Consider the following 8,550-nt stretch of genomic DNA (forward strand, 5'->3'; position numbering starts at 1 on the left):
GCTTCACCTAGTGATGATGCTGCCACTCAATTGTCCGCTTCCTCCTTGTCCGAGCTAGCTGAATATGCTGCTTCTAGAAATGTTCATGTTATAACTGAAAATTTCAAAGCGCTTACTTCGACATCGGAAAGCAGTCTTAAGCTGCTTGCGCATGCGGGTAAAACAGTAGGCTTTATAACCGACTTCGGCAACTATCATAGCGCGGACAAAATCAGTGAAATTGGTGATACGGCACCGCTAAGCGTCTCAGTTCATGTTAAGCCTACCTATGATGATGCCGGTGTCCCTGATAAGGACGAGCTAGTCTCCTATCTTACTGAGGTTGAACGAGTTGGGTTTAAGGGTGCTTATGTTCTCATATACGATGGCCCAGGAGATATGTGGGAAGGGCTTAACCGAGTCAAAGCAATTGTAGAGCCATTAATATTGACAGTCCGCTAGCCCCCTCCTATACTTATAGAGTGAAATAATGATAATCATTATCGAGTAAACCTACTCTATAAGTATATTTTGAGAAACCGAAATGGGGCACAAATAAATGGCACATGACATGGACTTTACACTTGTAGAAACATATTTTCACATTTCTCCGAAAGGTGCCGCTCATCCCTTGCTTGAGCTGCCAGCGACCAGCTTTTACGACAAAGAAACTGCTCATGCAACACTTATAAAAGCCGGAGAAATGGTGCAAGCAACGGGAATGCAACTAGCTGCTTCCTTTGTAGGCATGTCCTTCTTTAATCTGTGCATAACGAATCTATTTTTTGCTGCCCAATACAACCGTTATTTGGATTTATCGCTACATAATTTAACTTATCAGCTTGAGCAACACGATGATCATGCTCATCTGGGCTTCAAAATTAATGAGCTTCGCTGGACTGATGTGCCAACCGAAGAACAAGAAAGAAAGCATTTTTTAGAGAATGTCTTTCGAACTAGCTTTAAGGATGAGATTAACGATATCGTCGAAGCTGTAGCCATAAGCGCCGATGTGAAATCCGCCATGATCTGGAACCAGGTCGGAGGACAATTGCAGGGTGTGATTGATTTTCTGAAAAATAATATGAACGATCAGTCACTGTTGACAATTGTACAGCGCGATCTTGAGGTCATTCTCGGTCTGCCTGCTGAGGTATTTAATCGGAAACGTAACCCGTTTGTTCACAAACCTCGGTATATCGACGATCCGTGGTCACCTGGAGGTCCACAAATCGTTCTTCGCTCTTCATGCTGTATGTACGATTGTCGTGTTGATGGTGTGAAATGTTATACCTGCCCTCGTATGCTGCCAGAAGAACGTGAAGAAAGACGCAAGCTGGTTGCAGCTGGCGTCCACTAATATAAAAAGCTGATGTCAGATACTACATGTACCTAACATCAGCTTTTTTGCTGCATTATTTTATAATCTCAAATTTTGTTTACATAATTAATATTATGTATCCTTATTCTGAAATTTCATTGGGATTTTGCTGGAAATGTTGTTCATCGCATTTCGAAGCTGTTTATTATCAATATGCGTGTAAATTTGTGTAGTTTCAATACTCGCGTGTCCGAGCAGCTCTTGCAAGGTCCGAATGTCTGTACCGCTGCGAATTTGCATCGTTGCAAATGAATGCCGCAGCTTATGGCTCGATAGCCTTTTATCCGCAAGTGCAGGCATCGTCTCCTTTAGCAGCTTGATCGTTTCATCAGCGACGGTCTGTATCATTCGTATAGATAATCTTCGTCCAAACTGCGATACAAAAAACGGCTGCTCCTTACCCTGCCTGGAGTCCTTGCGTTCAGCAAGCGCCTCATTCAGTACATGCTGCAGCGCATCCGGTAATGGGATAACGCGCCATTTACGCCCTTTCCCGAGAATATGAATCGATCCATCCTGCCTAAAATCCTGTACATTCATCCGGTGTACCTCACCGACGCGAAGACCGGCATAGGACATTAATAAAACAATCGCGACATTGCGAATATAATATTTCCCCTGTATAGCTTGCAGAAGCGCTTCAAGTTCATTTTCTTCCAAGTAAACTGGAATACGATTTTTCTCCTGCTTGGACTTTGCGATAAGTGCAGCAGGATTGCCTTCCAAATGCTCCATCTCGATCAACGCTTTAAAAAATGAACGCAAAGAAGAAAGCTTGCGATTGCGCGCCTCATCCCCTGCCCCCTTCTCACGGCAAACGGCCATGTAGCGCATAATATCCATTTTCGTAATATGTTTTGTTTCTGTTGGATGTACCGTCTGTAGAAAAAAACGAACATCATTTATGTAGGCTTGATGTGTGGATTTTGTCATCCCTTTATTTTTCATCCAAATCGAAAATAAGTCCATTTCCAAGCCGTAGCTATCCGTCACCTCATGTTGTCCCATTCGTAAGCAAATCCTCCATAAAAAACCTATTTTCATACTCTATTTAAGTGACCATTACTCTATTATGATAGCTTAAAAGTGGATATAAAAGCAAACTGCGTGAAATATGTATTTCACGCAGTTTTTCAAACGTAGAAATGATGATTTTTTCGGCAAAATTAGCGATCAATGCTTACGTTTTGCTCCTGTATCCGTAATCGCCAGTTTAATGCTATAAGTAATCGGAATGCGACTGAATTCTTCATCCCAATCCTTTTTAACCTTTTGCCATACTTTTGGATGCGAAATGCTTAGTTTAGTACCGAACCCCATAACGTCTGTCTTATATTCCTTTTGAATTTTATGCAAGGCTCTATTCACGAGTCGGCTTACTTCCTTCTCTGACGAATGTACAGCCTTGGTTACAAATTTGTGATCCAGAGGTTCGTTGTCAATTAACCACTCTTCAATAAGTCGGCCATCGGATTCTATATTTACGTGAAAACTAATTTTTCCATTCTTGATCTGCGATATAATTTTACTTTTTAGCGTTTTGATCTCATAGGCAATGACCTGCTTCGTTTCAGGATCATAGCTTTTTACTAACCCGCCTTTGCCTTTGCCAGTCAACCACATTATGCCTAACAATTCTTCCTCCGATAACAGTCCTTTGAATTTTTGGGTTTTCCCCTTAATAACGGCTGCACCTGAAAATTCAATCTCGCCTTCAGCAGCAACAATATTTTGGAGTAAATAGCTGGACTTTGCATGCATTTTACCCTCTACTGCAATAAGCGACATCGGAGGTATGATCTTCAATGTACGATAACGATTACCGATCATCTCAATTACACGGAACGAAGGTATAATGTTAGTACCTTTTGATTCAAATACATCTCTAGCCATGCCGCTGCTCATGACAATTAAGCTATTCGGCCGAATATTATTATCCCTCAACATAAAGCTAAGAAGATTATTCATGCTGTATTTTCGAGACAACATCTCATTTATAACGATTACCTTCAAATGATGACCGATTACAGGCCGCTCCATTCGTGCAGAAAATCCTCTAACCATTTCAAAAAGTGAATCCCCTGTCTCTGAAACATTTATATATGGTTTAGCCATGACAAGGCCTGAAGATTCACCGTCTTTCCCCTCCGATTGTTTATCTATAATTTGCAGCGTGTAGGTGATCAGATCCTTTTTCCGATTAGAGGTACTCAGCTTATCCATTTTTTTCTCGATTTCCGTTTTGCTGGCAACATCAAGCGCTATTCCGACATATAGCCCAAGATCCTCAATCTCATCCTTGCTCCAACAACCCGTTTGGACAAGCAGCGTTAGCGTACATAGGCATGCTAGTATAAATCGTCCCCGGCTGTTGCTGTGGATCTTCATCATTTTACACTCCTTTTATTCCACTTCGTTAAACTGAACAAAATAATGGTCATGGAGACAAACAAATAAAGAGCGGTATTGCCTAGCAAGCTGCCGTATACAAACAGAGCACTCGTATTTTTGGGAAGCGTGGAAACTAGAAATACAATGGGCAGCAAAAAATATAAGCATTTCATCATTTTCGCTTTGAATACTTGTGACAATCCCAAGGCTGCAGCATAATACGTAATGACAAAAGAAGAATAGATTTGCATAATCCAAATGACAAGAAAAAATGATTCAAACCTTTCAAATATTAGTCCAGAAAGCTCAAAACTGCGTACAAGATCGAGTGTTGGCCACGTCCGTGTAATGACAACATCTATCGATAGCCCGCCAACTACAATAATGACGGTCAACAAATAAATAAAGAACGGAATCGCTGTGCCATAGACGACGGCTTTTACCGATTTTTTCGGATTATCCATAAATGCAGTTAAAATYAAAATAATTTCTACGCCTAGAAAGGACAGTGAGGTTGTTTGAACTCCCCTGAGTGCAGGCATAATTCCTTGCCCTAGTACGGGCCGCAAATGATCGATTTCGAATATCCGTAAAGACATTAACATGACTAATACATAAATAACGATAGTTATCGGCAAAATGACCTCAAATAACCTCGCAATGGGGTTAATGCCGCTGGTCATCAAATAGAAGCTAACCCACATAAAAACCATGACAATGACCCATGGAGGCGTTCCTTCCAGCAGAAAAAATTCCGTAACCTCAGATAACACACGCACCTGATAAGCCGCAGTCATGAAAAAATAAATAACAAACGCTATGCCAATTATGCCTCCTATCCATTTTCCGAGAAGCTTCTGAGTAAACTGGTACACCGTTTGATTGATATGCAATTTTGCCAATGCAGCCATAAATACGCCTACTAATAAGGCAACCGTTCCCCCGATCAGAACCGATATCCATACATCTGGTGTCCCAACTTTTTCAACAGAAGCTCTRGGCAACGTAAGAATTCCTGAACCCAGCATAAAGTTTGAAATGATCACAGCAGTTTGAATGGTTGTAATACGATCATTGGACATTTTTTTCATATAATGCCTTCTTCCAAATTCAATTCTTCATGCGAGTATTGTCTTTCGGCTTCAGCATTTCAGGTCGTTTTTTCATCATAAATATCGGCATGCGAACAATAAAGTCTTTCCAATCTTTAACGCGATAAGGAACTGCCGGGCTCGCATAGGGGACGCCAAAGCTCTTAAGTTTGACAATATGAGCGCATAACATTAAGGAAAACAAAATTACGCCATACAAGCCGAATGCAGCAGCGCAGAACATAGCAGCAAAACGCAGCATTCTAAGCGCTATCCCAGCATTGTATTGCGGAATTGCAAACGACGATATCGCAGTTAGCGCAACGACAATAACCAAAATCGGACTCACGATACCCGCTCGAACAGCCGCTTCACCAATAATCAAACCACCTACGATTCCCATGGCCGGTCCAATTGGTTTTGGCAGCCGAAGCCCCGCCTCTCGCAATATTTCAATCGCTACCTCCATAATGAGCGCTTCAACTAGTGATGAAAAAGGCACACCTTCCCTAGCCCCAACGATAGAAATAGCCAGTTTAGTTGGGATAAGGCCTGGATGAAAAGATATAAAAGAAATGTACATCGCTGGTGTCAATAATGAGATCAAAGCTGCAAGAAAACGCAGCATTCTGAGCAATGTGCTAACCATCCAACGCTCATAATAATCCTCTGGAGATTGCAGAAGCATGCTAAATGTAACAGGTGCAATCAACGCAAAAGGGGTACCGTCGAGCAGAATAGCAACCCTTCCTTCCATCAACGCGCCAATGACCCGATCGGGCCTTTCCGTACTTTGCACCTGTGGAAATGGACTCAAAAAATTATCCTCGATCAGCTGCTCTACGTATCCTGATTCGGGTAAATTATCAATATCGATCTTGCTTACCCTGCGCCTGACCTTTTCGACTAATTCAGGATCAGCAATATCTTTAATATAAGCAATGATGAGCTGCTTCTTAGCACGTGTGCCAACATGCATGCTCAAGAATGAGAGGCTGGCATTTTCACCATGTCTTCTTAGAATTGCAGTATTGTCGGATAAGTTCTCATTAAAGCCAGCTCTCGGCCCTCTAACTAATGCCTCAGAGATTGGTTCCTCAATATTTCGGGATTTGCTCCTTGCAGTGCCAATGATAATAATTTCATCAATTCCATCAACGAGCACTGCAGTTGCACCCATTAACACTTTTGGCAGCATTTCTTCTAAAGAATGGACTTCACTTAATTGACTAACGGTTAATATTTGATTGGTCAAAAACGATTTTGAGACGGTTTTGCCTTCTCCTTGAACAGACATTAACGCTCTCAAAATATGCTGATCAATCAAATCGCAATCTGCTAATCCATTTACAAAAACGATAGCTGCGCTTATACCCGTATCCCCAATAGAGCACTCACGCACCAAAACATCGGAATGAAACTCCATTTGTTCATGAATGGCTTTCAGCCGCACTTGAATATTTCCGCTCATCGGATTATTCATCATCAGCTTGGCGAGACCGATTAAAAATAGATGAGATAAGAAGAGGAATCACAAGGGTGACAACAGCTTGTACGCATACCGTCCAATTAGGAATGTTTATCTGATCGTGTAAAGCCATAGCACATACACTCCTTGTTGTTTTTTGTCGAATTATTCCTATTTTTGCCGTAATGGGTAGGTTATAAACTTATGCTCATTCAAAGTGCAGGAATAAAAAAAAGAGAAGGGTTTCCCCTTCTCCTTATTTGAACCTTATTCTCTTTTTAGGAATAACTTAATGCTACACCTTTCGGAAGCACACCTTCCACTTGTTCACGCACATAGCTATCATTCATTTTTTGGCCAAAAATAACGATTTTCCCGTTATCTTCACGTGTTCTAATCAAACGTCCAATGCCTTGACGTAATCGAAGCAGCATATACGGCATATCCACTTGTTCAAACGGTGATTCCGAGTCATTCCGTCTCGCTGCGAATAATGGATCATTGGGAGGAAACGGAAGTTCCCACACAATAACCTGGGAAAGGGATGGACCAGGAATATCTAAACCTTCCCATAGTGTCACTGCACATAAAATGCTGGCTTCATCCTGTTGAAATTGTTCGATCAAATAGCTGATTTCGCTTGTGCCCTCATAAAAGAAAGTATAAGCCGCACAATCCGCATGCTTGTCCGATTCTGCCTTAAATTGCTCTAGCTGCTCCATCGATGGGAACAAAATAAGCGATCTTCCGCCTGATTGCTTAAGCAAGCGATACGTTTCGTTTACCTTATCATTAAGCGCCGTAAACTGTTCAGCTTTTGGAATCTCCACAGTCATTTGCTGCTCATAGTCATATGGTGATGGAACCGAGAAAGATAGTGAGCTATCCATACCCAATATGTCCATCATATAATCAAATGAGCCGTTAACCGAAAGCGTTGCTGAGGAAAATACGATTGGCATTTTACGAGAGAAAACTTGCTCCTTCAACACTTCCTTCACGACTTTTGGCATGATGACAAGTGACGTTCCTTCTTTATCCTGCGAAACCCAGCTAATTGGCTTGTCCGCTTGCTTGAATAAGGAAAGCGCAAATTGAATCATTTCCAAATGCTCTTCAACAATTTTTAGCTGATACGTATCAATTGTGTATAAGCCGCTTTCGAATACGAGCTCTTCTTCTATAACCRATAGCGTATCCTGCAAACGATTAATTTCACGAATAAGCTCCGCACTCCATATGATTTCCTTGCGATCCGAAGCAGGAACCTTCTGGCTGTGCTTATTCAACATTTTAAATAAGAATTCACTTTGGGCAATCGCATCCTCAACAGCAACAGCAAGAGTTTCACGAATCTCTTCTTGCAGCAATCTGATGACGATTCCTTCAAAAACAGCATGATTCAGCTTGTAAGTCAGCGCTTGCTGCGCGGCTGTTTCAAGCAGATGGCCCTCATCAAATACTACAGAGCTGTACTCTGGCAGCAATGGAAGCTGGCCTTCACGTTTTCTTGCGTCATATGTCCATATATGCTCCATATAGAAATCATGCGAGCAAATAATGACATCTGCAGATTTGCGATAATGGTCGCGTGAGAGTGTTTGACCACAACGATGTCTAACGTCACACACTAAGCAGTCCTGAAATACATCCCAGCCCAGCTCGTTCCATTGCTCATCATTTAAGCTTGGGTAGTCCTTGCGATTTCCATATGGATGGAAGCTTTGCATAGAATCCTGCTTATGGACGAAGCTTGGAAGTTCACGATATATATTGTCATAGAGCTCCGCGTCATCTTGTCCAGCTCTCGCATTATCCAGCTTTTTCAAACAAATATATTGATCTGCTGATTTTCCTAATCTAGCATCAATCGTTAGATCCAAATATTTTCCGAGCTTTGCAATATCGCCTTCAGGCTTTACAAGCTGCTCAATTAAGGACTCATCGGCGCAAGCAATGATGGCTGGTTTTCTTGTGTACCGAGCATACGTGATCGCATACAGCAAGTAAACGAATGTTTTGCCCGTTCCTACTCCAGCTTCAGCAAATATCGTTTGTTTATCTGCAAAAGCACGTTCCAATTGAAAAGCCATATAAATCTGTTCATCTCTAATTTCAAAACCAGCTTCAGGCAGCTTTTCATAAAAAACATCAGCGATCCAATCGCTAGCCTGCTGTATAAAAGGTTGTTTCGGGTCAAACTCAAATGGATATTTATTCAAGGTTGCTTGCCTCCATAT

General features: G+C 41.7%; 6 protein-coding genes and 1 pseudogene. 2 read left to right on the forward strand and 5 right to left on the reverse strand.

Features of this window, described 5'->3' with window-relative positions:
- Together AB4Z17_RS29535 and AB4Z17_RS29540 are read left to right on the forward strand one after the other, a co-directional pair.
- Positions 1–441, forward strand: a pseudogene (locus AB4Z17_RS29535) (sugar phosphate isomerase/epimerase family protein); the annotation flags it as partial.
- A 97-nt stretch (positions 442–538) separates the two neighbouring features.
- Entirely contained in the window at positions 539–1,339 is an 801-nt protein-coding gene (locus AB4Z17_RS29540; protein ID WP_441963828.1) for a (2Fe-2S)-binding protein, read from the forward strand.
- A gap of 93 nt (positions 1,340–1,432) precedes the next feature.
- Here the strand turns inward: AB4Z17_RS29540 and AB4Z17_RS29545 are convergent, their stop codons facing one another.
- The 5 genes from AB4Z17_RS29545 to AB4Z17_RS29565 all read right to left on the reverse strand — a co-directional run bounded on the left by AB4Z17_RS29545 (position 1,433) and on the right by AB4Z17_RS29565 (position 8,532).
- Positions 1,433–2,368: a tyrosine-type recombinase/integrase gene (locus AB4Z17_RS29545; RefSeq protein WP_441963829.1), complete on the reverse strand. Its 936-nt coding sequence runs from the start codon at positions 2,366–2,368 to the stop codon at positions 1,433–1,435.
- A gap of 165 nt (positions 2,369–2,533) precedes the next feature.
- Entirely contained in the window at positions 2,534–3,751 is a 1,218-nt protein-coding gene (locus tag AB4Z17_RS29550) for a Ger(x)C family spore germination protein (RefSeq protein WP_441963831.1), read from the reverse strand.
- Positions 3,748–4,842 (reverse strand): spore germination protein, encoded by a 1,095-nt coding sequence (locus AB4Z17_RS29555; protein WP_441963833.1) that lies wholly within the window; start codon positions 4,840–4,842, stop codon positions 3,748–3,750. Before AB4Z17_RS29555 ends, AB4Z17_RS29550 begins: the two co-directional genes overlap by 4 nt.
- A 19-nt stretch (positions 4,843–4,861) precedes the next feature.
- On the reverse strand, positions 4,862–6,313 hold the full coding sequence (locus tag AB4Z17_RS29560; RefSeq protein WP_441963835.1) for a spore germination protein: 1,452 nt from the start codon (positions 6,311–6,313) through the stop codon (positions 4,862–4,864).
- A gap of 275 nt (positions 6,314–6,588) precedes the next feature.
- Positions 6,589–8,532 carry an ATP-dependent DNA helicase gene (locus AB4Z17_RS29565; protein WP_441963837.1) on the reverse strand — a complete coding sequence of 648 codons (1,944 nt, stop codon included), beginning with the start codon at positions 8,530–8,532 and terminating at the stop codon, positions 6,589–6,591.
- Positions 8,533–8,550 lie beyond the last annotated feature (18 nt).

Origin of the sequence: Paenibacillus sp. TAF43_2, from assembly GCF_052113545.1 — a bacterium.
In the GTDB taxonomy this organism is placed as follows: domain Bacteria; phylum Bacillota; class Bacilli; order Paenibacillales; family Paenibacillaceae; genus Pristimantibacillus.

Excerpts from the sequence above, each read along its gene's own strand:
- AB4Z17_RS29540 (WP_441963828.1), top strand. The coding sequence starts at position 539 with ATGGCACATGACATGGACTTTACACTTGTAGAAACATATTTTCACATT.
- AB4Z17_RS29545 (WP_441963829.1), bottom strand. The coding sequence starts at position 2,368 with ATGGGACAACATGAGGTGACGGATAGCTACGGCTTGGAAATGGACTTA.
- AB4Z17_RS29550 (WP_441963831.1), bottom strand. The coding sequence starts at position 3,751 with ATGATGAAGATCCACAGCAACAGCCGGGGACGATTTATACTAGCATGC.
- AB4Z17_RS29560 (WP_441963835.1), bottom strand. The coding sequence starts at position 6,313 with ATGAGCGGAAATATTCAAGTGCGGCTGAAAGCCATTCATGAACAAATG.